The 26410-nt window shown below is 38.6% G+C and carries 23 protein-coding genes; all 23 read left to right on the top strand.

Annotated elements, in window-relative coordinates; translation table 11 throughout:
* The first annotated feature begins 316 nt into the window (after window positions 1–316).
* The 23 genes from ACQ5H4_RS05440 (at window position 317) to ACQ5H4_RS05550 (ending at window position 26409) form a co-directional block, all read left to right on the top strand.
* The gene (locus tag ACQ5H4_RS05440) at window positions 317–1072 is read left to right on the top strand and encodes a ClpP family protease (protein ID WP_430773956.1); all 756 of its coding nucleotides are present in this window, start codon (window positions 317–319) and stop codon (window positions 1070–1072) included.
* Window positions 1069–1281: a YlzJ-like family protein gene (locus ACQ5H4_RS05445; protein ID WP_430773957.1), complete on the top strand. Its 213-nt coding sequence runs from the start codon at window positions 1069–1071 to the stop codon at window positions 1279–1281. Before ACQ5H4_RS05440 ends, ACQ5H4_RS05445 begins: the two co-directional genes overlap by 4 nt.
* A gap of 151 nt (window positions 1282–1432) precedes the next feature.
* Window positions 1433–3772 carry a DNA translocase FtsK gene (locus tag ACQ5H4_RS05450; RefSeq protein WP_430773958.1) on the top strand — a complete coding sequence of 780 codons (2340 nt, stop codon included), beginning with the start codon at window positions 1433–1435 and terminating at the stop codon, window positions 3770–3772.
* A 245-nt stretch (window positions 3773–4017) separates the two neighbouring features.
* Window positions 4018–4743, top strand: coding sequence for a GntR family transcriptional regulator (locus ACQ5H4_RS05455; RefSeq protein WP_251515624.1), 726 nt, complete (start codon window positions 4018–4020; stop codon window positions 4741–4743).
* An 89-nt stretch (window positions 4744–4832) separates the two neighbouring features.
* Window positions 4833–5945, top strand: coding sequence for a BMP family lipoprotein (locus tag ACQ5H4_RS05460; protein ID WP_430773959.1), 1113 nt, complete (start codon window positions 4833–4835; stop codon window positions 5943–5945).
* Between the two features lie 251 nt (window positions 5946–6196).
* Entirely contained in the window at window positions 6197–7732 is a 1536-nt protein-coding gene (locus tag ACQ5H4_RS05465; protein WP_430773960.1) for an ABC transporter ATP-binding protein, read from the top strand.
* Window positions 7725–8771: an ABC transporter permease gene (locus ACQ5H4_RS05470; RefSeq protein WP_430774057.1), complete on the top strand. Its 1047-nt coding sequence runs from the start codon at window positions 7725–7727 to the stop codon at window positions 8769–8771. The genes ACQ5H4_RS05465 and ACQ5H4_RS05470 overlap by 8 nt, the downstream gene beginning before the upstream one ends.
* Window positions 8772–9731 carry an ABC transporter permease gene (locus tag ACQ5H4_RS05475; RefSeq protein WP_430773961.1) on the top strand — a complete coding sequence of 320 codons (960 nt, stop codon included), beginning with the start codon at window positions 8772–8774 and terminating at the stop codon, window positions 9729–9731.
* A gap of 144 nt (window positions 9732–9875) precedes the next feature.
* On the top strand, window positions 9876–10961 hold the full coding sequence (locus tag ACQ5H4_RS05480) for a GGDEF domain-containing protein (protein WP_430773962.1): 1086 nt from the start codon (window positions 9876–9878) through the stop codon (window positions 10959–10961).
* A gap of 157 nt (window positions 10962–11118) precedes the next feature.
* On the top strand, window positions 11119–12396 hold the full coding sequence (gene yfmF / locus ACQ5H4_RS05485) for an EF-P 5-aminopentanol modification-associated protein YfmF (RefSeq protein WP_430773963.1): 1278 nt from the start codon (window positions 11119–11121) through the stop codon (window positions 12394–12396).
* On the top strand, window positions 12396–13688 hold the full coding sequence (gene yfmH, locus ACQ5H4_RS05490; protein ID WP_430773964.1) for an EF-P 5-aminopentanol modification-associated protein YfmH: 1293 nt from the start codon (window positions 12396–12398) through the stop codon (window positions 13686–13688). The genes yfmF and yfmH overlap by 1 nt, the downstream gene beginning before the upstream one ends.
* 49 nt (window positions 13689–13737) lie before the next feature.
* Window positions 13738–14460, top strand: a complete 723-nt coding sequence (gene ymfI, locus ACQ5H4_RS05495; protein WP_430773965.1) for an elongation factor P 5-aminopentanone reductase — start codon at window positions 13738–13740, stop codon at window positions 14458–14460.
* Between the two features lie 87 nt (window positions 14461–14547).
* Window positions 14548–14805 carry a DUF3243 domain-containing protein gene (locus tag ACQ5H4_RS05500; RefSeq protein ID WP_430773966.1) on the top strand — a complete coding sequence of 86 codons (258 nt, stop codon included), beginning with the start codon at window positions 14548–14550 and terminating at the stop codon, window positions 14803–14805.
* A 200-nt stretch (window positions 14806–15005) separates the two neighbouring features.
* The gene (locus ACQ5H4_RS05505; RefSeq protein WP_119710531.1) at window positions 15006–15794 is read left to right on the top strand and encodes a DUF3388 domain-containing protein; all 789 of its coding nucleotides are present in this window, start codon (window positions 15006–15008) and stop codon (window positions 15792–15794) included.
* Between the two features lie 73 nt (window positions 15795–15867).
* The gene (locus ACQ5H4_RS05510) at window positions 15868–16788 is read left to right on the top strand and encodes a RodZ domain-containing protein (protein ID WP_430773967.1); all 921 of its coding nucleotides are present in this window, start codon (window positions 15868–15870) and stop codon (window positions 16786–16788) included.
* 118 nt (window positions 16789–16906) lie between these two features.
* A complete protein-coding gene (pgsA, locus tag ACQ5H4_RS05515; protein ID WP_160545539.1) occupies window positions 16907–17485 on the top strand; it encodes a CDP-diacylglycerol--glycerol-3-phosphate 3-phosphatidyltransferase in 579 nt (192 codons plus the stop codon).
* 23 nt (window positions 17486–17508) lie between these two features.
* Window positions 17509–18747 (top strand): competence/damage-inducible protein A, encoded by a 1239-nt coding sequence (locus ACQ5H4_RS05520; RefSeq protein ID WP_430773968.1) that lies wholly within the window; start codon window positions 17509–17511, stop codon window positions 18745–18747.
* Window positions 18748–19019: 272 nt separating this feature from the next.
* A complete protein-coding gene (gene recA, locus ACQ5H4_RS05525) occupies window positions 19020–20069 on the top strand; it encodes a recombinase RecA (protein WP_430773969.1) in 1050 nt (349 codons plus the stop codon).
* A 341-nt stretch (window positions 20070–20410) separates the two neighbouring features.
* On the top strand, window positions 20411–21973 hold the full coding sequence (gene rny / locus ACQ5H4_RS05530; RefSeq protein WP_119707609.1) for a ribonuclease Y: 1563 nt from the start codon (window positions 20411–20413) through the stop codon (window positions 21971–21973).
* Between the two features lie 83 nt (window positions 21974–22056).
* Window positions 22057–22854 (top strand): TIGR00282 family metallophosphoesterase, encoded by a 798-nt coding sequence (locus ACQ5H4_RS05535; protein WP_430773970.1) that lies wholly within the window; start codon window positions 22057–22059, stop codon window positions 22852–22854.
* Between the two features lie 231 nt (window positions 22855–23085).
* Window positions 23086–23346 (top strand): stage V sporulation protein SpoVS, encoded by a 261-nt coding sequence (gene spoVS, locus ACQ5H4_RS05540; RefSeq protein WP_029281188.1) that lies wholly within the window; start codon window positions 23086–23088, stop codon window positions 23344–23346.
* Between the two features lie 101 nt (window positions 23347–23447).
* On the top strand, window positions 23448–24374 hold the full coding sequence (locus tag ACQ5H4_RS05545) for a dipeptidase (RefSeq protein WP_430773971.1): 927 nt from the start codon (window positions 23448–23450) through the stop codon (window positions 24372–24374).
* 304 nt (window positions 24375–24678) lie between these two features.
* Entirely contained in the window at window positions 24679–26409 is a 1731-nt protein-coding gene (locus ACQ5H4_RS05550; RefSeq protein ID WP_430773972.1) for a 2-oxoacid:acceptor oxidoreductase subunit alpha, read from the top strand.
* Window position 26410 lies beyond the last annotated feature (1 nt).

Raw genomic sequence — 26410 nt, forward strand, 5'->3', positions numbered from 1 at the left:
AAAATTCGAAAATAGGCTATTTTACTTTGCATAAGCGGAAAAACTCCCCTTATAACAGTCAAACGAGGTTTCATTTTGCATCTAACAGGAAATTCTCCGCTTATCTTACTTTTAATCGATTAAGGACAAAACACCTTATTTATAAAGGAGTGAGTTTTATCTCAAAAATCCAAGAAACCCTCATTTTGATACATAAAGCTCTTCAAAAGAGAACTCTTTAGAAAAATTCGTGAGCTTTTTTCAAATTTCCATTTCTCGCATGAAAAACCATCATGGGTTTCATACTAACAATATCATGTCTGAAGGGAGATTTGGTATGGAACCAATTAAATATAATAAACCGGATGATGGAGGGGGGAACGAACAAGAAACCCCAAAGGAAGAAAAACCATCGAGTTTAATTGAAAAAATTCAACAGCTAGGACAAACGAATGTCCCACAGTTAGCACAGGATTCAAAAATACACTGCTTAACAATTGTCGGACAGATTGAAGGACATATGACCCTGCCTCCACAAAACAAAACGACAAAATACGAGCATCTCATTCCACAACTCGTAGCCATCGAGCAAAACCCTAAGATTGAGGGTCTGCTTGTTGTCCTAAATACCGTAGGTGGGGATGTGGAAGCAGGGTTAGCAATATCTGAGATGCTGGCCTCTCTGTCTAAGCCAACTGTGTCCATTGTATTAGGGGGTGGCCACTCAATTGGAGTACCGATAGCGGTCTCTTGTGATTACTCATATATTGCAGAAACAGCAACAATGACAATACATCCGATCCGTTTGACCGGTCTATTTATCGGTGTGCCTCAAACGTTTGAGTATTTAGATAAGATGCAGGATCGAGTGGTGACTTTTGTGACAAAGCACTCTAAGATTACAGAAGAGAAGTTTAAAGAATTAATGTTTGAAAAAGGAAACCTCACAAGAGACATCGGAACAAATGTCGTGGGTACGGATGCTGTAAAATACGGTTTAATTGATGAAGTTGGCGGGATTGGTCAAGCAATGAAGAAGTTAAATGAATTGATTGCGATTAACAGTGAAGGAACAGAGGGGATGGTTCAATGATCCTTTATACACTCACCCCACCAGAAATGATTTTTCCGAATGACAGTCAGGAGGTTGCCAACCAGAAAATGTACCATCTTGATGGAATTCCCTTATTGGTTGAATCTGACCCAGAAGGCGCATATCGAGTGGTTCGTGTAATGAGTAGCGACCCTGCTCATTACTTAGATGGGAGATGTACACCAGGATCAAAAATATCTTTCTTGTAATGTGTGTCTTCAGGATGGATTTATTATGCTATAATAAAGTTGTATCAGGTAGGCAGCCAACTGAGGCTGCTTTTCTTGTCTTTATCAAAGGGTTTAATACATAAAACAAACGACTAAGATAGTAGTAATAATTCAACAGTAAGGTGATAAAATGGCAAAGAAAAAAAGACGACAAACAAGAAGTAAGGATGGTTTTAAGCGAACGGTAAAATTCGAACTTATTGGACTTATACTAATTGCGTTAGCGACTATTTCCATTGCCAGACTTGGTGCAGTGGGACAAGCAGTTGTTATGTTTTTTCGTTTCTTTTCAGGTGAGTGGTATATGGTGAATTTAATTAGTTTGGCTGTTATCGGTGCGTATTTTATGTGGAAACGTGAAATTCCATCCTTTTTCCAAAGTAAATGGATAGGAATGTATTTTATTGTTTCTGCTCTATTACTTCTGAGCCATGTTACATTGTTTGAACTTCTTGCAAATGATGGGAGAACAGATAGCCCAAGTGTAATAAAAAATACTTTCGAGCTTTATTGGATGGAAGTTAGAGAGGAAACGAGTACAACCGATTTAGGCGGGGGAATGATTGGTGCACTTTTATTTGCCATGTCCTATTATTTGTTTGCGGAGGCAGGAACAAAAATTATTGCTGCTCTGTTCTTTATTATTGGATTCATTTTGCTCACCGGTAGAACATTAGGTGAGCCCCTAGGAAAAGCCATCATTGCATTTGGTCAATTTTTAAAGAATCAGCTTCATGCTTTTGGAGATGATATGAAAACTTGGAGAAAAGAACGTACAGAAAAGACTAAGAAAAAGAAGGAAGAAAAACGAAAAGATATAGAAAAAAAGGAACAAGAAGAGAGAGTCATTCCTATCTCTAGTGCAATGACACCGCCAGAAGAAGAAAGAGTCATTGAACCTATTATTTCTAGCTTCACAGAGAGAGCCTATTCTGAACCGCCCGTAGAACAACCGGCAAAAAAAGGGAAGGTACAGTCACAAACGGAAGACGATAGTGTACCGCCAATTACCTTTACGGAAGTTGAAAATAAAGATTATGAGCTTCCATCGATTCAGTTGTTAAAAGCACCTCGTCATACCGATCAAAGTGGCGAATATGAGCTAATACATGCAAATGCAGCAAAGCTTGAACGAACGTTCTTAAGCTTTGGAGTAAAAGCAAAAGTAACACAAGTTCATTTAGGTCCCGCTGTTACAAAGTATGAAGTTCATCCTGACGTTGGTGTGAAAGTTAGTAAAATTGTTAATTTAAGTGATGATTTAGCACTTGCCTTAGCGGCTAAGGATATCCGAATGGAAGCACCGATCCCGGGTAAATCAGCGATTGGGATTGAAGTACCTAACTCCGAGGTTGCTATGGTATCTCTGCGTGAAGTATTAGAGTCTAAGAAAAACGATCGACCAGAATCAAAGCTTATGATTGGACTTGGTCGTGATATTACGGGCGAAGCAGTTTTAGCTGAGTTAAACAAAATGCCTCACTTACTTGTTGCTGGGGCAACAGGAAGTGGTAAAAGTGTATGTATTAATGGGATTATTACTAGTATCTTAATGAGAGCCAAGCCTCATGAAGTGAAATTAATGATGATCGACCCGAAGATGGTTGAGCTGAATGTTTATAATGGAGTCCCACATCTATTAGCACCTGTTGTAACCGATCCAAAGAAGGCATCTCAGGCATTAAAAAAAGTAGTTAGTGAGATGGAAAGAAGATATGAGCTCTTTTCTCATACAGGAACACGTAATATTGAAGGATATAATGATTACATTCGCCGAATCAATATGGAGGAAGATACGAAGCAACCACTTCTGCCGTATATTGTTGTTATTGTGGACGAGCTTGCAGATTTAATGATGGTGGCTTCATCAGATGTAGAAGATGCTATTACAAGATTAGCTCAAATGGCTCGTGCCGCTGGTATTCACTTAATTATTGCTACTCAGCGTCCATCAGTTGATGTTATTACAGGAGTTATTAAAGCAAATATACCGTCAAGAATTGCTTTTGCCGTTTCCTCTCAAATCGACTCACGGACAATCTTGGATTCCGGAGGAGCAGAAAAACTGCTTGGCCGTGGGGATATGCTCTTTATGCCAGTAGGAGCGTCAAAGCCTATTCGCGTACAGGGTGCATTTTTATCGGACGAAGAAGTAGAAGAGATAGTCGATTTTGTCATTGGTCAACAAAAGGCTCAATATCAACAGGAAATGATTCCCGATGATATTCCTGAGCCTACCTCTGAAGTGGATGATGATTTATATGACGACGCTGTTGATCTCATTCTTGAAATGCAAACGGCCTCCGTCTCTATGCTACAGCGAAGATTTCGCATTGGTTATTCTCGTGCAGCACGTCTTATTGATGAAATGGAGCTAAGAGGAGTGGTAGGACCATATGAGGGAAGTAAACCTCGTACGGTGCTTTTGACAAAGTCTGCTGATAATTCTTCAGCAGGAAAAATAGACTAGGAAGGGCGATTCATATCGCCTTTCTAATTAGAACATATTGGAAACGTTTTCAATATGTTTAGTGTGACATAATTTATCGTAGAGTGCTGTTAGGGGAACGTGTAAAATAAGTTAACACGTTTTTTCGACAAAATTTCTAAACTCTATTTATTTATACCTAAAAAAGTGTTATAGTATTTTCGATTAGTAGGAATGATTGAACATCAGAGGTCTGATGTCTTTAGAAATGGTTGGAGGATGCTTGCATGTCTATTAAGTCAGATAACCGACATTTGTATTTACAGGTCATTGATCGGCTAAAAAAGGATATTGAGTCGGGGATATACAAAGAGAAAGAAAAGCTCCCGTCTGAATTTGACCTTGCAAAGCAGCTTGGTGTGAGCAGGGCGACGCTTCGAGAAGCACTGAGAATTCTTGAAGAGGAAAACGTCATCATTCGCCGTCATGGAGTAGGGACGTTTGTCCATGCTAAGCCTTTATTTACGTCGGGAATTGAACAACTAAATAGTGTAACGAACATGATTGTTCAAGCAGGTATGAAACCAGGTACCATTTTCTTGAGCTCATCAACTCAAGGAGCTACCGAAGAGGACATCCGTCGTTTCTCATGTTCTGTAGATGACGAAATTGTGGTAATGGAGAGAGTTCGAACAGCCAATGGAGAACCTGTGGTTTATTGTATCGACAAAGTTCCCAACAAAATTCTGCCTGAGACCTTTTCACATGGAGAGGAATCCATCTTCAACATACTAGAAGAGGAAGCAAAACGAAATATTACATACGCAGTGGCTCAAATCGAACCGATCGGTTATCATGAAAAAGTTTCTCCCATCTTAGAGTGTGACCCTGAAACTGCTTTGCTTGTTTTAAAGCAAATGCATTTTGACGAAATGGATGAACCAATCCTTTTTTCGGTAAACTACTTTAGAGCCGATAAATTTAGTTTTCATGTACTTAGAAAAAGAATATAATGTTCTTTAAAAAGAATGAGACTAATGTTTCATCGGATTGCTAAGCATTCTTGCTAAATCCAACAAAAATTCATAGGGGGTTTCAAACCATGAAAAAGCGTAAATTCGGTTTAGCTCTATCATTGGTTCTTGCTGCTGGAACAATTTTAGGTGCATGTGGAAAAGCAGAAGAAGAAAACAATGCAGCTGAAGGTGGCAACACAGAAACAACAGAAGACGCATTCACAGTAGCAATGGTTACTGACGTAGGTGGAGTGGATGACAAGTCATTCAACCAATCTGCATGGGAAGGTCTTCAAGCATATGGTGAAGAAGTGGGCCTTGAAAAAGGTAAAGATGGTTTTGACTACCTGCAATCACAGTCAGATGCTGACTATTCTACAAACTTAAACACTCTTGCTCGTCAAGATTTTGATCTAGTATTCGGTATTGGTTTCCTTATGGAAGGTGCAATTAAAGAAATTGCTGCACAACAAACAGAAAGCAACTTCGCAATCGTTGATGCTCTTGTTGAGGAGCCAAATGTTGTAAGCATTATGTTTAAAGAACAAGAAGCAGCTTTCTTAGCTGGTGTTGCTGCTGCAAAAGCAACTACTTCTAATAAAATCGGATTCCTTGGCGGAATGGAAATTCCTGTTATTGAGCGTTTTGAAACTGGATTTAAAGCTGGTGTTGCGGCTGTAAACCCTGATATCACAGTTGACGTACAATATGCTGGTGCATTCGATAAAGCGGAAGTTGGTCAAACAATCGCTTCTAGTATGTATTCTAAAGGTATTGACGTAATCTTCCATGCAGCTGGTGGAACGGGTAACGGTCTTTTCAAAGAAGCTCGTGACCTTAAGAAGAAAGAACCTGAAAGACAAGTTTGGGCAATCGGTGTTGACTCTGACCAAACAGCTGAGGGTGTAGTTGATATCGATGGAAAAGAGCATAACGTAATCATTACTTCTGCACTTAAGCGTGTTGACAACGCAGTTAAAGACCTTTCTTTAAAAGCTAAAGATGGAGACTTCCCAGGTGGTGAAACAATCACTTACGGATTAGCTGAAGATGGTGTTGGTCTAGCTCCAATTAACGGAGAAGTAGCAGCTAAAGCTGACATTGAAACAGCAGTTGCTGATTTCTCTGAGAAGATTAAGAACGGTGATCTTGTGATCCCATCTACTTTAGAAGAGTTAAAGTCTTTCTCTGTACAATAATGTTTGGACAAAGGAATAAGAGGATCTTTCCTACCTCTTATTCCTTTTTTAAGGATAAAACTAGAAATGGAACTGAAGGGTAGAAATGGTTCTACGTTTCATTTGCATTTTTATTATTAGGGGAATTTACCCAAAAATAATAGGTCATACTACATGCTTGGAATACCAAGTTTTTTAAAAATTGCTAAAGGTCTGACCTCTTACTTTTACGAATAATTTGCTTAAACTATGAGCAAGGAGTGAGAAGAGAAATGGAATATGTTATTGAAATGCTAGGTATCCGTAAAGAATTCCCTGGAATCGTCGCAAACGATAATATTACCTTGCAACTAAAACAAGGGGAAATTCATGCATTGCTTGGTGAGAACGGTGCAGGAAAATCAACATTAATGAATGTGCTGTTTGGTTTATATCAGCCAGAACAAGGGGAGATACGTGTTCGAGGCAAAGAGGTAAAAATTACGAATCCGAATATTGCTAATGATTTAGGAATTGGAATGGTTCATCAGCATTTTATGTTAGTAGACAAGTTTACGGTAACAGAAAACATTATCCTTGGTAAGGAAACGAAATCAGGTTTAAAAATTGATTTGAAAAAGGCTGAGCAGGAAGTAAGAGATATCTCCGAGCGCTATGGACTTGCCGTTGATCCCCAAGCAAAAATCGCTGATATTTCTGTTGGGATGCAACAAAGAGTAGAAATCTTGAAAACGCTCTATAGAGGCGCCGAAATTTTGATATTTGATGAGCCGACTGCTGTTTTGACTCCACAGGAAATCAAAGAACTTATACAAATTATGAAAACGCTTATTAAAGAGGGTAAGTCAATCATTCTAATTACTCATAAGCTTAAAGAAATCATGGAAGTATGTGACCGTTGTACTGTTATCCGTAAGGGTGTTGGGATTGGTACAGTAAATGTTAGTGAAACGAATCCAAATGAACTTGCAAGCTTGATGGTTGGACGTGAAGTTACCTTTAAAACAGAGAAGGCAGATGCAAAGCCTGCGCAAAAAGTTCTTGAGATAAATGGTTTGGTTGTGAAAGACTCTAGAGGACTAACAGCTGTAAATAACCTGAATCTTGATGTTAAGGCAGGAGAAATCCTTGGTATTGCAGGTGTTGATGGAAATGGTCAAACGGAGTTAATCGAAGCGATTTCTGGATTGCGAAAATCAGAAAGTGGTTCAATTCAGCTGAACGGGAAAGAGATCCGAAATCTTCCACCTCGTAAAATAACGGAGGCTGGTACTGGGCATATACCTCAGGACCGTCATAAGCACGGACTTGTTTTAGATTTTCCAATTGGGGAAAACATGGTGCTGCAAACATACTATAAATCACCATTTTCAAAAGCTGGTGTTTTAAACTTTAACAAAATCTATCAAAAAGCAAAATCACTTATTCAAGAGTTTGATGTTCGTACACCAAGTGAATTTACGCTTGCAAGAGCTTTATCTGGGGGGAACCAACAAAAGGCGATCATCGGGCGTGAAGTGGATCGAAATCCGGACTTGCTCATCGCGGCTCAGCCAACACGTGGACTTGACGTTGGGGCAATTGAGTTTATTCATAAGAGACTAATTGAACAGCGAGACAATGGAAAAGCTGTATTATTACTATCCTTTGAACTTGATGAAATTCTTAATGTTAGTGACCGAATCGCGGTTATTTACGAAGGGGAAATTGTTGCTATTGTAAATCCAAAGGAAACAACAGAACAAGAACTTGGATTATTAATGGCTGGTTCCAAACAGAAGGAAGTAGGTGAACAAACAAATGTCTAATCGTGTGAAAAATATTATTGTTCCTATCATGGCTGTAATATTAGGGATGTTAGTAGGAACCATTATTATGATTGTGACAGGCTACGATGCAGTAGCTGCCTTTACAGCCCTTTGGAATGGTGCATTTGGTGAGATTTATTACACTGGAGAAGTAATCCGACAGGTTACACCGCTTATTTTAGCCGGGTTATCCGTCGCATTTGCCTTCCGAACTGGTCTATTCAATATTGGAGTTGAGGGACAGTTAATCGTAGGTTGGTTGGCAGCTGTTTGGGTGGGAGTTGCGTTTGAACTTCCTGCCGTTATTCATACACTCGTTGCAGTTATTGCAGCAGGAGTTGCAGGTGCATTATGGGCATTTATTCCGGGCCTACTAAAAGCAAAATTCCGTGTACACGAAGTAATCGTAACGATCATGTTAAATTATACGGCACTTCATGTGACAAACTATATTATCCGTACGGTTCTATCTGAAAAAAGCGATCGTACGGAAATGATTAAGGAAACAGCAACATTACGTTCTTCTTTCTTAGAAGGGTTAACCGACTTTTCACGTTTGCATTGGGGAATTGTAATTGCATTAATAGGTGTATTTATTATGTGGTTCCTACTTGAAAAGACAACACGTGGATATGAATTACGTTCAGTTGGATTCAACCAGCATGCTTCTCACTACGCTGGTATGAATGTTGATAAAAATATTATTCTTTCTATGGTTATCTCAGGTGCTTTTGCTGGACTAGCCGGAGCTATGGAAGGTTTAGGAACATTTGGTTATGCATCCATAAAAGGTGGTTTCACGGGAGTTGGATTCGATGGAATTGCAGTTGCACTTCTAGGTGGAAATGGACCTATAGGCGTTATTTTAGCAGCATTACTTTTCGGAGCATTAAAAGTTGGGGCTTTAAATATGCCACTTGAGGCAGGAGTTCCAAATGAACTTGTTGATATTATTATTGCATTAATCGTGTTCTTTGTTGCAGCAAGTTATATGATTCGTCTGTTTATTGATCGTATTAGTAAAAAGGGGGTGAAGTAAGTGGGATTCATGGATATTTTATATATCGTAGTACCTTCTACTTTACTTTGGGCAGCTCCACTTATTTTCACTGCTTTAGGCGGTAACTTTTCAGAGCGTTCAGGTATCGTTAACATTGGACTAGAAGGTTTAATGGTAATCGGTGCATTTACAGCTATCGTATTTAATCTTGCCTTTGACCAGACACTCGGAAACTTAACTCCTTGGATTTCGTTATTAGTGGCAATGGTTGTAGGCGCACTATTATCCGTTTTACATGCTGTTGCATCAATTACATTCCGAGCTGACCAGACCGTTTCTGGGGTGGCTATTAACCTTTTGGCAGTTGGTGTAGCACTTTTCCTTGTTAAGCTTTTTTACGGAAAAGGTCAAACAGACATCATCCAAAAGGGCTTTAGTAAAATAGATATTCCTGTCTTAAGCGATATCCCTGTTTTAGGAAAACTATTTTTTTCCAATACGTATTACACCTCATTTGTGGCGATTATCGTTGCGTTTATCGCATGGTTTGTAATGTTTAAAACACCGTTCGGTCTTCGCCTTCGCGCAGTAGGTGAGCATCCAATGGCAGCAGATACGATGGGGATTAACGTGACAAGAATGAGATATATTGGTGTTATCATCTCCGGAGCACTTGGAGGGATTGGTGGTGGAGTATATGCTCAGTCCATTTCATCTGATTTCAGCCACGCGACGATATCCGGACAAGGGTTCATGGCACTTGCGGCATTAATTTTTGGAAAATGGCATCCACTTGGAGCGATGGGAGCAGCGTTATTCTTCGGATTCGCACAAAGCTTAAGTATCATTGGCTCTAGCTTGCCATTATTAGAAAATATCCCGAATGTATACTTGTTAATTGCACCATACATCTTAACGATCCTAGCGTTAACAGGATTCATCGGAAGAGCAGAAGGACCAAAAGCACTCGGAACACCATATATTAAAGGAAATAGATAAATCTCCGTTCTTACGGAGATTTTTTTTTGTCTTTGTTATTCTACTAACTTTTGTTAAATTTTAGAACATTTGTATAATTTTAATGTTCAGTCTACAAGAATATGGTAAAATAGGGGTAATCCATTCGATAGAAGAGGTTTGATTATGAGGTTGTCATTATACTTAGACGATTATGAGACGGAAAAGATTTTTTCTTACTTACGTTGGATTTTTTTAGTTGTAGCTGTAGTATTATTTTATTCGCCATTTTTTTCAGAAATACTAGAGCTCGAACATCGTACATTCCCGATCTTACTGACAATTGGGATCATCTATATGACTTGTACTCAAATAGCATTTTTGAAACTTAAACCTCAGAATCCATATTTTCATTTAATAACAAAAGCAGGTATTATCTTTGACTACGTAGCTGTGATTTGGCTCCTAGCCTTATCTGGTGGAGTAACGAGTCCATTATTTCCTATATTTTATTTAATCATCATGCACGCGACCATCTATTGGTACACAAAAGGAGCGTTTATTTCATCAGCTAGTTCAACCATAGGATATACGATTATTTTGTTAACTGAACAAAATATAACGCCGCTTATTTTGACTATTTTTGCACTTAATATCGCATTTATTTGGATTGTTGGTTTATTTGGATCAATGTTAGTTTTACGTGAAAGAAAACATTTGAAACAAAAGGAAATATATTACGAGTTAATGATTACCGATTACTTAACGGGTTTATATAATCATCGTAGTTTTCAGGAAGAAATAAAAAATCAGATAAAAGAAAAGGAACCATTTATATTATTGATGTCAGATATTGATCATTTTAAAAGAATTAATGACCGATACGGCCATATAGCTGGAGATGAAGTTTTAGCAGAAATCGGAAAACTTTTCAAAGAGTGTTCAAATCAAGCTGGTGGAGAGGCCTTCCGCTATGGCGGAGAGGAATTCGCTATAATTCTACCAAATCTTAGTGATCATGATATGAATGCGTTTTTTAAAGATATCTATGGCAAAATGAATACCTTAACATTTAATAGCTGTATGAGCAATGTAACTATGAGCTTTGGCGTTGCATATTCTGAGCATCACAATAAGGATGAAGATTTACTAGCAGTGGCAGATTGCCTCTTGTATGAAGCCAAGAGAAAAGGGAAGAACCAAGCAATATTTGATACGGGATTTGTCTATAGAAATACCTATCCGCCTCGCCAAATTTCTTCACTGATTTAAACCTCCAATTTCTGGAGGTTTTTTTTTACATATGTTTTCCTTCAATACCAAAAGTTGATAACACTTTGTCCAAAAGGGTATAGTATATCTAAATACATTGCGAATCACAAGATGGGAAAGCTATTTACGAGCACATGATGTAAAGGAGGATGGAAATATGGCAGTGGTTTCCGAAACGATTAAAGAAATGAGCGGTATCAAGTTACATATGGTGAAAACAGATAAATTCAAGACAAATACCATTATTTTTAAGATGAAGGCACCTTTACAAAAAGAGAACGTAACGAAACGTGCATTGCTACCTAATGTACTTCAAAGCAATTCGAAGAAATTTCCAACTACTGGACAGCTTCGAGGGTATTTAGATGAATTGTATGGAGCGACTTTTTATATTGATTTAGGAAAAAAAGGTGAATATCATACAATTAGTTTTGCGATGGAAGTAGCCAATGAGCGCTTCCTTTCTGATCCAACTCCACTTTTAAAAACGGCAATTGATTTTCTTGTGGAAGTTTTAACCAATCCGAATGTAGTAGATGGTGAATTTCATAAGGAAACTTTGGAGAAGGAAAAACGCAGCTTAAAGCAAAGGATTCAATCCATCTATGATGATAAAATGAAGTATTCCAATAATAGGTTAATTGAAGAAATGTGTAAGGAGGAACCCTACTCTCTGCATGTTCACGGAAAAGAATCTGAAGTGGATTCTATTAGCGGTAAAGATCTTTATGATTATTACAAAAAAGCATTAGCTGAAGATGAGCTTAGTTTATATATTATCGGTGATATAGAAGAACAAGAAGTAGAACAAATGGTGAATGAAAAATTCACCTTTTCATCAAGAACTCCCCAAGCTGTGGAGAAAAAACTGCCCGTGCAGGTAGAGGAAAATGTCATTAAGGAAGAACAAGATGTTAAGCAAGGGAAATTAAATATCGGGTATCGAACAAATGTAACATATGGAGATCCAGATTATTTTGCCCTTCAAGTATTTAATGGTGTGTACGGCGGGTTTTCGCATTCCAAGTTATTTATTAATGTTCGTGAAAAAGCGAGTCTTGCTTACTATGCTGCTAGTCGGGTAGAAAGTCATAAAGGGTTACTGATGGTAATGTCCGGAATTGATAATAGCAATTTTGAAAAAGCAGTCACAATTATTAAAGAACAAATGCAAGCCATGAAAAATGGTGATTTTTCAGATGACGATTTGATTCAAACAAAGGCAGTGATTAAAAATCAACTACTTGAAACGCTTGATACAGCACGTGGTATTGTTGAAATACTTTATCATAATGTAGTGGCAGGACAACAAATTCAGCTAGACGAATGGTTACAGAGAATCGAGACGGTGACGAAGGAAGAGGTCGTAAAGGTTGCAAATAAAATCCAACTCGATACGATTTATTTCTTAACGGGAACGGGGGCGACGAAGTAATGGAAAAGATCTCATTTGATCAGCTTCAAGAGGAACTTTACCACGAGAAGCTAGAAAATGGTTTAGAGGTATACATTCTTCCGAAAAAAGGGTTTAACAAAACCTATGCGACTTTTACAACCAAATATGGTTCCATTGATAACCATTTTGTACCTGCAGGGAAAAAAGAGCTTGTAAAGGTTCCAGATGGGATTGCCCACTTTTTAGAGCACAAGCTTTTTGAAAAAGAAGATGGCGACGTGTTCCAGCAATTTAGTCGTCAAGGGGCTTCTGCGAATGCATTTACATCTTTTACAAGAACAGCCTATCTTTTTTCTAGTACGTCAGACGTGGAGAAAAATCTAGAAACATTAATCGATTTTGTCCAGTATCCTTATTTCTCTGAAAAAACGGTTGAAAAAGAAAAAGGTATTATTGGTCAAGAAATTGATATGTATGATGATAATCCAGACTGGCGCTTATATTTTGGAGCGATTCAAAACCTATTTGAAAACCACCCAGTGAAGATTGACATCGCTGGGACAAAAGAATCAATAGCTGAAATCACAAAGGATATGTTGTATGAGTGCTATCATACCTTCTATCACCCAAGCAATATGCTGTTGTTTATCGTTGGTCCTGTTCAGGTTGAGGAAATCATGCAGCAGATTAAAGATAACCAAGCGAAGAAGACATTCTCTTCACAAGTAGAAATTGAACGTAAATTTGATAGTGAAAAGGAAGGTGTATCCGAAAAGAAATTAGTCCTGCCTATGAATGTGCATTCTTCTAAGTGCTTAGTTAGTATAAAAGCTACTAACACGGAAAAGCAAGGCGAGGAAATGCTTAAACAGGAACTAACAACAAATGTCTTGTTGGAATTATTGTTTGGAAGAAGTAGTGAAAATTATGATAAGCTGTACAGCAGTGGACTGATTGATGAATCCTTCTCTTTTGATTATACGCAAGAGAAAGGGTTTGGATTTGCCATGATCGGCGGGGACACAAATAATCCAGATCAACTAGCAACTGAAATACAAAGAATGTTAGAAGAAGAAAAAAGCTCAAGTAAAATTACGGTAGAGAGCTTAGAGCGTACAAAGAAGAAAAAAATTGGTGCGTTTCTTCGAGCTGTTAATTCACCAGAGTACATTGCCAATCAATTTACACGATATGCATTTAACGATATGAATTTGTTTGATGTTGTACCTGTATTAGAAGCAATTAAAATTGAGGATATACACCTAGTAGCTGATAACTTAATTTCCGAAAATCGAATGGCCATTTGCCAAGTAGTGCCAAAAGCTAATTAAGGTGAGGCGTCGTTTATCGGCGCCTTTTTGTTGAAGTGAGGAGAAGCTAGTGAAAAAATATGCGTTAATTACTGGAGCAAGCGGGGGGATTGGATCATGCATAGCCAAGAGGCTTGCAAAGGATGGGTTTTCTTTATATTTACATTACCATAAGAATATAGAAGGAATGGAACGTTTACTCCGTGAACTTTCTGTTTTTGAAAATGAATACATTCCAATACAAGCGGATTTGACTAAAAAAAATGGGATTGAAAAGCTTTGCGAAAATATCTTTGCTTTAAATGCCATCATTCATAATTGTGGCCAAAGTCATTATGGGTTGTTGGTGGACTTGAAGGATGATGACCTTGAGCAAATGATGAAACTTCAAGTTATGGCTCCGATTTTATTGACGAAGCGTTTGCTTCCGAAGTTGATGACTCATCGCAATGGACAAATTGTCGTTATTTCCTCCATCTGGGGGCAGACGGGTGCTGCCTGTGAAGTAGCATATTCTGCTGCAAAAGGCGCACAAATCGCGTTTGTAAAAGCTTTAAGTAAAGAAGTTGCATTAAGTGGAATTACAGTTAACGCGGTCGCACCTGGTGCCATTCAAACGCCGATGTTAGAAAATTTCACTGCTGACGACTTGCAGATGCTTAAGGATGAAATTCCAATTGGAAGACTAGGTTCGGGTGAGGATGTGGCTGACTCAGTATCCTTTCTTCTCTCTTCTGGTTCAAGGTATATCACAGGTCATACACTTGCGGTTAATGGTGGATGGTATACATAATTCACGAAACGTTCACGTTATCTAAATGAATAATTCCCTCCTTTTCAAAGCAAAATAAGTTCGTAGTAAAAAAAAGGAGGTTATACAATGTCTGTACTTGATAATTGGGAGCAGTGGAAAGACTTTTTAGGTGATCGCCTGCATCAAGCTCAAAATGAAGGGATGAACAAACAAGTAATTGGTGATCTTGCTTACCAAATCGGAGACTATTTAGCCAAACAAATAGATCCAAAAAACGAACAAGAGCGCATTTTATCTGACCTTTGGTCTGTTGCTACACCTGAAGAACAGCATGCCATTGCTAATATGATGGTGAAGCTCGTTCAAAATGACGGATCACGCTAAAAGGATGCTTAAATAGTAAATCAAAAAGAGAGGCAAACATCCTCTCTTTTTTTTCATATCATACAAATATTTCTCCAAATTACCACTTGTTCTTGTTTTTCCTTTCATCTTAATAGAAAATCATATATGATAGAAGATGATTAATTTACACCAAAAATGGTCAAATATGGCGCTTCCCTCGGAGGTATTCTATGGAAAAGATGAACAAAACAGAATGGTATTTGGAGTATGAAATTCAGAAAAATCGTCCTGGATTGCTAGGGGATATTTCCTCATTATTAGGGATGCTCTCCATAAATATTGTAACCATTAATGGGGTAGATGAAGGAAGACGCGGATTGCTCATTCTAGCACAGGATTATGAACAAATTGAGCGACTTGAATCTATTTTAAAAACAATGGATACGATTAAGATAATCAAGCTTAGAGAGCCAAAGCTAAGAGACCGATTAGCTGTGAGGCACGGTAGATACATACAGAGAGATGCTGATGACAAAAAGACCTTTCGATTTGTACGAGATGAACTCGGTCTTTTAGTAGATTTTATGGCAGAGTTATTTAAGCAGGAAGGTCATAAACTCATCGGAATACGTGGAATGCCGCGTGTTGGAAAGACAGAATCTATTGTTGCCTCAAGCGTCTGTGCGAACAAAAGATGGCTGTTTGTTTCCTCTACACTTTTAAAGCAAACCATTCGTAATCAACTCATTGAGGACGAATATAACGAGAACAATCTATTCATTATTGATGGCATCGTTTCTACAAGAAGAGCAAACGAACGACATTGGCAATTAGTTCGAGAAATTATGCGACTACCGGCTGTGAAAGTAGTTGAGCATCCGGATGTATTTGTCCAAAATACAGAGTACACACTCGATGACTTTGATTATATTATCGAACTTAGAAACGATCCAGAAGAGGAAATTAAGTATGATATTGTAAGAAATACGATGTTTTCAGATTCTGATTTTGGGGGATTTGATTTTTAAAAAGTGCCGTTTTCGTTTATACATAGAAATCACTTACGAAAACGCCTTTAATAGCATTGGAAGGTGTTAGAAGTTGACAGAATTAAGTAATAAACTAAGAGAAGCTCGGCTTTCACTCGGCTTGAGCTTGGATGATTTACAGACAACAACTAAAATTCAAAAACGGTATTTGCAAGCATTAGAAGAGGGGAACTATAGTATTATCCCTGGTCCATTTTATGTTCGTGCTTTTATTAAGCAATATGCAGAAGCAGTCCAGCTCGATCCAGAAGAGATATTTGCTGAATATAAGTCTGATATCCCATCTACCCATGGTGAAGATTTTCCAGAAAAGCTTTCAAGGGTGCAAACTAGGAAGGATGTTGCACCTGGAAATTCGAAGATATTTGCGGTTCTACCAAGGTTGCTGATTGGTGTTTTCGTTATCGGTGCGGTGGCTCTAGCCTACTTTTTAGTAGTTAATATTAAAGAAAATGGTGAGTCGGCAGAAGAGCCAGCAACAACTGATAGCGAGCAAATACAGTACGAAGATAATTTATCAGAGAAGGAAGCAGAAGAGGAAAATGAATCGGAAGCGTCTGAAAATGATGAAAATCAAACATCTGGTGCCAATGGAGTAACTGAAGAAGAAACGATGGAAGAGGAAACCTCTCCTACACAAGAAGTTACAGTTACTGAATCAAAAGGGAAAGAAACAGTATATGAATTAAAGAATGCTGAAAAATTTGAAGTTAAGCTTGTGTCTACAGGTGAAACCTGGGTGAATATGCTAAATGGAAAAGGACATTCTTTTTGGCAAGGGATCTTAAAAACAGGTGCTGAGGATAACAAAGTAGTTGATTATTCAAAAGAGCAAGAAGCTGTTCTAGTAATTGGGAATTCTACAGCCACTGAAATTTATGTGAATGATCAAAAGCTAGAGTATGCTACATCTCCGGATGATCAAGTTAGACAGGATATTACAATTCGTTATGTACCAACAGTGAACGAATAGTCATCGTATGGTGACTATTTTTTCGCTTTCTTTTCTATTTTGTTGTATGCTTGTTTTATTGAAAGAAGAAAGTAATAATAAGGAATTTTCTTTATAGGTTAAAATGGAGGTCTTTAAAATGAATTTGCCTAATAAAATTACAGTTTCACGAATTTTATTAATTCCACTATTTTTAGTAATTGTATACGATCCTTTTCATTGGGGGGATATGCAGTTCATTGGCGCGGAGCTTCCGGTTGCTCACTTTATAGCGGCTTTAATTTTTATTTTTGCATCTGCTACCGATTGGGTTGATGGCTATTATGCCAGAAAATATAATCTTGTAACCAATCTTGGGAAGTTTCTTGATCCGTTAGCAGATAAATTACTCGTGTCAGCAGCATTAATTGTTCTAGTTGAATTTGGACTTGCTGCTTCGTGGTTAGTTATCATCATCATTTGCCGAGAGTTTGCTGTAACGGGTCTTCGAGCTATCCTAGCTGGAGGCGGAGAGGTAGTTGCCGCAAATATGCTTGGTAAAATTAAGACTTGGACACAAATCGTTGCCATTTCAGCGTTGTTATTACATAACACGATTTTTGAGCTTGTTTCCCTTCCATTTGCTGACATTGCTTTATGGGTTGCAACGTTCTTCACGATTTGGTCTGGTTGGGATTACTTTGCGAAAAATAAGCAGGTATTTATTAATTCTAAATAAACAGAGGCTAGGTGATTGTTTTCATGAATGCTGAAATCATTGCAGTTGGCTCAGAGCTACTGCTTGGCCAAATTGTAAATACAAACGCTCGTTTCATTTCCAAACAACTAGCTAGCATTGGAACCAACGTGTTTTATCATACGGTAGTTGGTGATAATCCGACCCGTTTACAACAAGCGATTGCTGTTGCAGAAGGCCGATCAAATTTAGTTATTTTTACTGGTGGTTTGGGACCGACAAAGGATGATTTGACAAAAGAAACAATTGCCAAACACCTTGGTAAGGAGTTGGAGTTTGATCAAGCTGCTCTTGATTCTATCTCTCAATACTTTGTACGTACAAACCGTGTTATGACAGAGAATAATAAGAAGCAAGCCTTGGTCCTATTTGACTCTACTGTTTTGCCAAATGATAACGGGATGGCCCCTGGTATGCTTTTAACTACTGAAACTCACCGTTATATGCTTTTACCAGGCCCACCGAAAGAAATGGAACCAATGTTTCTAAATTATGCGCTGCCACTATTACAAAAGGAGCCAGACATTTCTGAGACAATCGTATCACGAGTGTTGCGTTTCTTTGGGATAGGAGAGGCTGCATTAGAAACTAAAATTGAGGATTTGATTGATGCACAAACGAATCCTACGATTGCTCCACTTGCTAGCGATGGAGAAGTCACACTGCGTCTCACTGCTAAGCATCAACAAACCGACGTTGCAAATGAGCTCATCAATGAAATGGAAGAGAGGATCCGAACGCGTGTTGGTGAATTCTTTTACGGATATGATGAAACCTCGTTAATGAATGAGTTATTTACACTGCTTCAAAAGAACGATTTAACGATTGCCTGTGCAGAGAGCTTAACCGGAGGGATGTTTCAGCAGGAGCTGACAGCTATTCCAGGTTCGAGTGCGGTAGTAAAAGGCGGAGTCGTCTGTTATACGAATGAGGTTAAGGAAAAGGTCCTCGGTGTTAAAAAAGAAACGCTCGAAAAGTATGGAGCAGTTAGTGAAGAATGTGCAAGGGAGTTAGCTGAAAATGTGGCTTCCTTACTTAATGCTGATATTGGAATAAGCTTTACTGGTGTGGCAGGACCTGGTGCTATTGAGGGAAAACCGGTAGGAACAGTTTATATTGGAATATCGAAAAAAGGATCTCCAGTAAAAGTCGAAACATTTGTCTTTGCAGGAACAAGAGAAGGAAATCGAGTGAGAAGTGTGAAGTATGGCTGTTTCTCACTAATCAATAGCTTAAAAGATTAACAGAGCAAATCATTTTGCTCTGTTTTTTTCTCTTTACCAAATTAAGAATTTGATTTAAAATGATATTTTTCAGTTTTGAACATAGGCGAAAAAACAATTTTGCTAAGAAGAAAATAGAATTATACAACTATATTTGGTGGTGAAAAAAATCGAATGAATGTTCGATTTTTTGCTCGACAAACAGAATTAAAACGAGTATAGTAAAGATAGTGAAATGAACATGCAACGAATAATAGATAGATATATTCGTTTTAAATAAGGAGGAAATAGTAGTGGCAAATGATCGTCAAGCAGCCCTTGAAATGGCATTAAAACAAATAGAAAAGCAATTTGGTAAAGGCTCTATCATGAAGTTAGGAGAGCAAACAGATCGACAAATTTCCACTTCTAAAAGTGGCTCACTAGCACTTGATACAGCATTGGGAATAGGTGGCTATCCAAAGGGCCGTATCATAGAAATCTATGGTCCTGAAAGCTCGGGTAAAACAACGGTTGCCCTTCATGCAATCGCTGAGGTACAAGCTGCAGGTGGACAAGCAGCATTTATTGATGCTGAGCATGCACTCGACCCTGATTATGCACAGAAGCTTGGTGTAAATATTGATGAATTACTATTGTCACAGCCTGACACTGGTGAACAAGCCCTTGAAATTGCTGAAGCATTGGTGCGAAGCGGAGCAGTTGATATTTTAGTCATCGACTCAGTAGCTGCCCTTGTTCCAAAGGCAGAGATTGAAGGAGAAATGGGAGACTCTCACGTTGGTCTACAAGCTCGTTTAATGTCACAAGCTCTTCGTAAGCTTTCTGGTGCGATCAACAAGTCTAAAACAATTGCTATCTTTATTAACCAGATTCGTGAAAAGGTCGGAGTTATGTTTGGTAACCCTGAGACAACTCCTGGTGGACGTGCGCTTAAATTCTATTCATCTGTTCGTTTAGAGGTTCGCCGTGCAGAAACGTTAAAGCAAGGCAATGATATGGTTGGTAACAAAACGAAAATTAAAGTCGTAAAGAATAAAGTAGCTCCTCCATTCCGTACGGCAGAAGTAGATATTATGTATGGAGAAGGAATTTCGAAAGAGGGAGAAGCTCTTGATATGGGATCGGAACTTGATATCGTACAAAAGAGTGGATCTTGGTATTCTTATAATGATGAGCGTCTTGGTCAAGGGCGTGAGAATGCGAAGCTGTTCCTGAAGGAAAATAAAGAATTATTAGTTGAAATCCAAAATAAGATCCGTGAACACTATGGTTTAGACGGCGTGAAGACTCTTCCGGAAGATTCTGAAGAAGATCAAGAAGAATTTAACCTAGTTGATTAATACAAATTTTACAGCAGACTATTTGGTCTGCTGTTTTTTATAGCATTAGTCCGCAATGATGGTACGAAAATTGAAAAGTAAACTCGATATATGAAAGCTTAACCAACAGTGGGTTTGACAAAGTTCACCATTATCTACCAATATAAACGAAATATTACAACCAAGCCGGACAAACCCTTGACAATAAAAATTCACACATTTACAATTAATATGTATATTTTATGTTTTTTAATGATGAATGAAGACGTGTAAAAGCCTTTGTGCTGTATATTGACAAAACAATGTACATGCCGACATTTTAGAAAACGTAACACAAGTTAATAGCAAGAGGAGGTGAAATGATGGATCTTTTTACAATGATCATCTCCATTTTGCTTGCTTTACCCGTCGGTGCAGTTGTTGGCTATTTTGTTCGTAAATCTTTTTCTGAAGCAAAAATTGCTGGAGCTAGAGGTGCTGCAGAGCAAATTCTAGAGGATGCAAAACGTGAAGCAGAAGCTTTAAAAAAGGAGTCGCTGCTTGAAGCAAAGGATGAGATTCATAAGCTTCGTACAGAAGCAGAACGTGAAGTTCGTGATCGAAGAAGCGAGCTGCAAAAGCAGGAAAACCGCTTACTTCAAAAAGAGGAGAATCTTGATCGAAAAGACGAATCGTTAGACAAACGTGAAGCACTTTTAGAGAAGAGGGACGATTCTCTTAACAAAAAACAACAGCATATTGAAGAGATGGAAAGCAAAGTGGACGAGATCGTAAAAATGCAACAGGCAGAGCTTGAACGCATCTCGGGCTTAACTCGTGATGAGGCGAAATCCATCATTTTAGAGCGTATGGAACAGGAGTTATCCCATGACATCGCTTTAATGATAAAAGAGAGTGAAAATAGAGCAAAAGAGGAAGCGGACAAAAAAGCAAAGGAAATTTTGTCATTAGCTATTCAACGTTGTGCGGCTGATCACGTAGCAGAAACGACCGTTTCGGTTGTCACTCTTCCAAATGATGAGATGAAAGGTCGAATCATTGGTCGTGAAGGACGAAACATCCGTACACTTGAAACTCTTACTGGAATTGATCTCATTATTGATGATACTCCAGAAGCAGTTATTTTATCTGGGTTTGATCCGATTCGAAGAGAAACAGCCCGCTTAGCGCTTGAAAAGTTAGTTCAAGATGGTCGTATCCATCCTGCTCGAATCGAAGAAATGGTTGATAAGGCACGCCGTGAAGTGGATGAACATATTCGTGAAATTGGTGAGCAAACAACTTTTGAGGTTGGAGTACATGGATTGCACCCAGATTTAATTAAGATTCTCGGCCGATTGAAATTCCGTACTAGTTATGGTCAAAATGTGTTGAAACACTCTACTGAAGTTTCACAATTAGCTGGATTGCTAGCTGCAGAACTTGGAGAGGATGAAACACTTGCTCGTCGTGCAGGATTACTACACGATATTGGTAAGGCAATTGACCATGAAGTGGAAGGAAGTCACGTAGAAATCGGTGTCGAACTGGCTACTAAATACAAGGAGCATCCGGTTGTAATTAACTCGATTGCTTCTCACCATGGCGATTCCGAGCCTACATCCGTTATTGCTGTTCTTGTTGCAGCGGCAGATGCGCTATCCGCAGCAAGACCTGGTGCAAGACGTGAGACGCTTGAAAACTATATCCGACGCTTAGAAAAGCTTGAGGAAATTTCAGAATCGTATGATGGAGTGGAAAAGTCATTTGCTATTCAGGCTGGACGTGAAGTTCGTATCTTAGTGAAGCCAGAGCAAATTGACGACTTAGAGGCTCATCGTTTAGCTCGCGATATTCGTAAAAAAATCGAAGAGGAACTTGATTATCCAGGCCATATTAAGGTAACGGTAATTAGGGAAACGAGAGCAGTTGAATACGCAAAATAAAGCGGTGCTTTTGCACCGCTTTTATTTTGTCCCAATACATATGATACAATGGAAAGAAATTACGAAAAAGAAGGGTTTAATTGATGAACATATTATTTGTTGGGGATGTCGTTGGTTCACCAGGAAGAGATATGGTGAAGGAATACGTCCCGAGATTAAAGGAAAAATATCGTCCGCACATTACCATAATTAATGGTGAAAATGCTGCAGGTGGAAAAGGGATAACGGAAAAAATCTATAGAGGTTTTTTAGAGGTTGGTGCGCAAGCCGTTACGTTAGGAAACCATACATGGGATAACCGTGATATTTTCGAATTCATCGATGATGCAAAATATATGGTTAGACCAGCAAACTTTCCTGAAGATAACCCTGGTAAGGGAATTGTGTATTTGAAAATGAATCAAGATGAAATAGCAATCATCAGTCTGCAAGGGCGTACCTTTATGCAACCCAATAATTGTCCGTTTCGAAAAGCGGATGAACTGATTGAAGAAGCTAGTAAACGAACACCAATTATCTTTGTTGATTTCCATGCTGAGGCAACTAGTGAGAAGCTCGCTATGGGTTGGTATTTAGATGGAAGAGTCTCAGCAGTAGTTGGTACACATACACATGTACAAACGGCTGATAATCGAGTGTTGCCGCAAGGAACAGCCTATATTTCGGATGTTGGAATGACTGGTCCTTATGATGGGATACTAGGAATGGACAGAGAAATCGTAATTAGACGATTCCTATCCAACTTACCAGCACGGTTTGAAGTTCCAGATACAGATAAAACACAGCTTGGTGCCGTACATATTGAACTGGATAAAAAGACAGGTAAAGCAAAAAAAATCGATCGAATTCTGATCAATGACGATCATCCATTTTTCTCATAAACGCTCATAAAAATAAACACATAGCTAAAACACCTGCAAAATAGACGCAGGTGTTTTTTTGTATAACTATTACCACAAGTAAATGCAAATACAATTTTCTTTTAATCTTACTTTTTTGTCCAAGCCGGAATATGTTAAAGCTTTTGCGAATATAGTAGCAATGGAATCATATATACCTGAGTTGTTCAATAACAAGAACATCAGGGGGGATTAAACAAGGAGGAGCTAGGAATGGAAATATTAAAAGTTTCAGCAAAATCTAATCCCAATTCTGTAGCTGGTGCGCTCGCAGGAGTTCTGCGCGAAAGAGGCGCTGCGGAAATTCAGGCCATAGGTGCGGGTGCATTAAATCAAGCGGTAAAGGCAGTAGCCATTGCACGAGGATTTGTAGCACCTAGCGGAGTCGATTTGATTTGTATCCCAGCATTTACAGACATATTAATTGATGGGGAAGAGCGCACGGCAATCAAATTAATCATTGAGCCAAGATGAGGGAGTATCTTTTTCCTGTTTGCATTCTTATTGCAAACAGGTTCTTTTTTTGTCAGTATGAGTCTATGCTAAAATAAACGACTAAGGAAGGGATACGAACCATGAAAATTTTTGATGCGCATTGTGATGTACTATACAAAATGTTTATGAATCCAAAGCTTATAAGCTTTCTAGATCCAAAGGAGCTTCAGGTTACGCTCGCAGGCATGAAGAAAAGCGGTGTAAAAGTACAATGCTTTGCCATCTACGTACCTGAGAATATTCACCCTGATCTTTCCTTCCATGCAGCTTTGCATATGGTAGACCTATTCTATGAAAAAATTCTTAAACCATATAAAGAAATTAAGCTGATTACAAGTCAGAGTGATTTAGATAATCTTAAAGATGGAGAATACGGAGCGATTCTTACACTGGAGGGGTGTGATAGTATCGGTTCGGATATATTAAAGCTAAAAACACTGCTTCGTCTCGGAGTTACTTCAGTTGGGTTAACGTGGAATTTTGCTAATGCTGTCGCTGATGGGGCGCTTGAAGAACGGGGCGCGGGTCTATCTAGATTCGGAAAAAGAGTTGTATCAACTCTTAACAAAGAGAGGGTATGGTGTGATGTATCACATCTTTCTGAAAGAGGGTTTTGGGATGTGCTGGAGTTAGCAGATTATCCTTTCGCTTCCCACTCTAATGCGTTTTCACTATGTCCGCATCCGAGAAACTTACGGGATGAACAGATTTCGGCATTAATAGAAAGAGAAACAGTCATCGGATTAACCTTTGTTACTCAGTTCCTGTCTGGGAAAACGACAGCAACGATTACTGATGTACTGCGTCATCTTGACTATATTTGCTCTCTAGGAGGAGAGGATTTTGTTGGATTTGGTTCTGATTTTGATGGAACTGAACATTGTGTAACAGGGCTTGAACATGTAGAAAATTATAGCAATCTTGTAAATGAACTAGGAAAATATTATTCCAGTATACAGGTTGAGAAGTTTTTGTTCGGAAATATGGCGAAAAGATTTCCGAAATAAAGAAGAAGGAATAAAGCGTTTTCATTTCTATTTAGACTGAGCGGGTTAAAAAAAGACAGATAAAACTATTATTTTCGCAAAAATAAAAAAATATTCATATTTTCGCCATTATTTGGGCGTAAAGGGTTGCTTTTTTTTTCACATAGGTCTAGAATTGAAAGCGTTTAGTACCCTTCCATTTCTCACATTTTTACTCTATGAAAACTAGAGTCAAAATCTTCGTGTTACAATCGGAAAAGTGCTACACTATTGGTAAAGTAAACGTTTTTACATATTTCTTAACGTATCCAAAGGGGTGTAAGACATGATCAATCAACTTTCTTGGAAAGTTGGCGGGCAGCAAGGGGAAGGGATTGAAAGTACTGGGGAAATTTTCTCTATTGCTTTGAATCGATTAGGTTACTATTTATATGGGTACCGCCACTTTTCATCTCGTATTAAAGGTGGACACACTAATAACAAAATCCGTGTAAGCACGTCACAGGTTCGCTCTATTTCAGACGACTTAGACATCTTAGTGGCATTTGATCAGGAAACGCTTGACTTAAATTACAAAGAACTTCATGACAATGGTGTGATGATTGCAGATGCAAAGTTTAATCCTGTGAAACCAACGGATACAAATGCAACTTTGTATGCGGTTCCATTTACAGATATTGCAACTGAATTAGGTACATCATTAATGAAAAACATGGTGGCTGTTGGGGCTACTTGTGCAGTACTAGATTTAGATATTAACGTTTTTGAGTCTGTAGTTCAAGAGATTTTTGGACGTAAAGGACAGTCCGTGGTTGATAAGAACATGGAAGCGATTCAAGCTGGTTATACTGCAATGAAGGAACAAATTCAAGACGCCGCTATGATGCAATTAGCAAAAGCGGATGGGCAACAACGTTTGTTCATGATTGGTAACGATGCGATTGCATTAGGTGCATTAGCAGGGGGATGTCGCTTTATGGCAGCATATCCAATTACTCCTGCTTCTGAAATCATGGAGTATTTAATTAAAAAATTACCTGCTCTTGGTGGAACAGTTATCCAAACAGAAGATGAAATTGCGGCGTGTACGATGGCAATAGGTGCAAACTATGCAGGTGTTCGTGCGATCACTGCTTCAGCTGGTCCTGGATTATCATTGAAGATGGAAGCAATTGGTCTTTCTGGGATTACCGAAACACCAATTGTAATTGTTGATACACAGCGTGGAGGTCCATCTACTGGTCTACCAACAAAGCAAGAACAATCCGATTTAATGGCCATGATCTATGGTACGCATGGAGAAATTCCAAAGATCGTAATGGCCCCAAGTACTGTACAAGAAGCGTTCTACGATACAGCTGAGGCATTTAACCTTGCTGAAGAGTACCAAGTGCCTGTTATCGTCTTATCTGACCTTCAACTTTCTTTAGGAAAGCAAACAGTTGAGCCTTTAGACTTTAGTAAGGTAGAAATTCGACGCGGAAAACTTGTTACTGAACTTCCAGAATCAGATTCTAAAGATTATTTTAAGCGTTACGAAGTGACTGAAGATGGTATTTCTCCTCGTGTTATTCCTGGGGTAAAGGGTGGAATTCACCACGTAACAGGTGTAGAACATGATGAAACAGGTAAACCGTCAGAATCAGCATTAAACCGTAATGCACAAATGGATAAGCGTTTCCGTAAAGTTGAGAACATCAAATTTAATACGCCAATTCACGTTCAAGCTCCACATGAGGATGCGGATGTACTAGTTGTTGGTTTTAACTCAACTAGAGGAGCGATTGAAGAAGCTATGACACGCCTTGAGAAGGATGGAGTGAAAGTGAATCATGCGCATGTACGTTTGATTCATCCGTTCCCTACTGACGAAATGCTTCCACTAGTCAAAGCAGCTAAAAAGGTTGTAGTTGTTGAAAACAACGCAACTGGACAGTTAGCAAACATTCTGAAGATGAATGTAGGACATGCTGAGAAAGTAGTAAAGCATTTAAAGTATGACGGAAATCCATTCCTACCACATGAAATTCATTCAAAGATCAAGGAGTTGTTCTAAA

The sequence above is a fragment of the Bacillus coreaensis genome (assembly GCF_050586445.1).
Lineage (GTDB): Bacteria > Bacillota > Bacilli > Bacillales > Cytobacillaceae > Robertmurraya_A > Robertmurraya_A coreaensis.